Below are 2,309 nucleotides of genomic sequence, written 5' to 3' on the forward strand. Positions count from 1 at the left end.
GTGATGGGGAATTGCCTACAGAACGACATCTCTTCTCTGTAAACTCGGTGCAATCTGCGGCAAACGCGATTCAGTTGGCAGAAAGCGAGGCTGGCTGGACGCCTCGCTTCATTTGAAGCATCGGCTGAGTGCCATGTGAGACATGGCCTACAAAGCATGAACAATGAAACGAGAATTCAAGTGGCTCCGAATTCTGGCGGATGCGGCTACGGGTGGGTGACCTTGCTGACGCGGCGGGTTGTGACGAGAGGAGGCCAAGTGAACGATGGCCAAGCCAGGGATTCCGACCACCGCAAGTCATAACCCGAAACGTCAGTGAGGCTGCACAGGATGTTGCAGTGGCCTTGCTCACGCGGCGGGTTGGGATGGGAAGAACCAAACGTGAAACGGAGCAGGGCCGCGAGACACAAGTCGGCTTGGGTTCAGATAGAATGCGTGGCCTCGGAAAAACTTTCCGAGACTCCCTCCCCAACATCCCACCCTTGGAGCTGACCTGATGAATCGTGATGTGAATGCTGTTGATGGATCTGAATGCCAGGATGTGAAGTCCGACTACTCGGCACCGGACGGCTTGCGCCGTTCCGCTAACGATGGGGATGCGCTGGCTCGGCGGGGGTTTCTGAAATCAGCAGCTTTGGCTGGAGGTGTTGCGGCGGGGGCGACACTCAATGCTCGCACAGTGCATGGGCAGGAGACTCCGGATGTGATTCAGGTGGCTTTGGTTGGGGCGGGTGGTCGTGGGACGGGGGCTGCGAATGATGCGTTGCATGTGGACAACGCGAAGCTGAAAGTCGTCGCGGTGGCGGATGTGTTTCCGGAGAATGTGGCTCGCAGTGTGAAGGCCCTTTCAAATGAACACATCGATGCACCGGAGAAAGTGGACGTGCCGGAGGAACGGCAGTTCGTTGGCTTCGATGCTTACAAGCATGCGATGGATACGCTCGAACCGGGTGACATTGTGATCCTGGCAACGCCGCTGGCTTTCCGATGGGTGCACTTCCAGTACGCGATCGACAAGGGCCTGAACGTGTTCATGGAGAAACCGCTGACGGCCGACGGGCCTTCGTCCAAACGGATGCTGGAACTTTCCGCCAAGGCCGACGCGAAGAATCTGAAGTGCGGCGTGGGTTTGATGGTCCGTCACTGTCGCGGTCGACAGGAGTTGTTCAAGCGTATTCAAGACGGCCAGATCGGCGACATCATCATGATGCGTGCTTACCGGATGCACGGCCCGATCGCGTCAGCGTTCACCAAACGTCGCTCGGACGACATGCCAGAAACGCTGTGGCAGATCAAGAATTTCCACAGCTTCCTGTGGGCCAGCGGTGGTTGCTTCAGCGATTTCTATATCCACCAAATCGACGAAACGTCTTGGATGAAGAACGCTTGGCCGGTCAAGGCTCAGGCTCTGGGCGGACGTCACTACCGCGGCGATTGGATCGACCAAAACTTTGATACCTACGCGGTGGAGTACACCTATCCCGACGGCAGCAAGTTGTTCTTTGACGGCCGTTGCATGAAGGGTTGTCGCAACGACATGTCGAGCATGGTTCATGGCAGCAAAGGGTCAGCGATCGTGAGCACGTCCGGTCACACGCCGGGCAAGGTCCGGATCTTTGAAGGGCAAAACCAAAGTCGACGCGAGGTGGCTTGGGCGTACCCGCAACCGGAGAAGAATCCTTACCGTCTAGAATGGACGGACTTGGTCGACGCGATCATTCACAACAAGCCCTACAACGAGGTGCCGCGTGGTGTGCAAGCGAGCTTGGTGACCAGCATGGGCCGCATGGCGGCTCACACCGGCCAAGAGATCAGCTTCGAACAGATGCTGAACTGCCCGCATGAGTTCGCACCTGGCGTGGCGGAGTTGATCGTCGACGGTCCCGCCCCCGTGATCGCGAATGCGGATGGTTCGTACCCGGTTCCTCAACCTGGGATCTTGAAAGAGGTTGAATACGAGTTGTTTGATGTGTGAGGGATGCGGCCTTGCTAACGCGGCGGGTTGTGACGAGAGGAAGCCAAACGAGAGGCTCGGGGCATTGCAGTCATAACCCGAAACGTGAGTGAGGCTACGCGAGACGCTGCGGTGACCTTGCTGACGCGGCGGGTTGGGACGGGTTGGCTCGCAATCATTGGTAGCCGGATTCGCCAAGAATTCGGTGGGTGACTGGCTGTTACCACGGAGGTCACAGAGAGCACCGAGGTGATGGTCCGGGGGCAGTATGCAGGCTTTGCGAAGATCGATTGCTGGGCCTTGCCGACGCGGCGGGTTGTGACGAGAGGAAGCCAAGCGAGAGAATCCGGCCGCC

At 58.1% G+C, this 2,309-nt stretch carries 1 protein-coding gene; it reads left to right on the forward strand.

Annotated features, from left to right (window positions below; genetic code table 11):
* The first annotated feature begins 496 nt into the window (after window positions 1–496).
* Window positions 497–1,975, forward strand: a complete 1,479-nt coding sequence (locus tag RE6C_RS25675) for a Gfo/Idh/MocA family protein (protein WP_008661358.1) — start codon at window positions 497–499, stop codon at window positions 1,973–1,975.
* Window positions 1,976–2,309 lie beyond the last annotated feature (334 nt).

The organism is Rhodopirellula europaea 6C (assembly GCF_000338295.1).
Lineage (GTDB): Bacteria > Planctomycetota > Planctomycetia > Pirellulales > Pirellulaceae > Rhodopirellula > Rhodopirellula europaea.

Bases quoted from the DNA above. Each gene is read 5' to 3' on its own strand.
- RE6C_RS25675 (WP_008661358.1), top strand. From the start codon at position 497: ATGAATCGTGATGTGAATGCTGTTGATGGATCTGAATGCCAGGATGTG.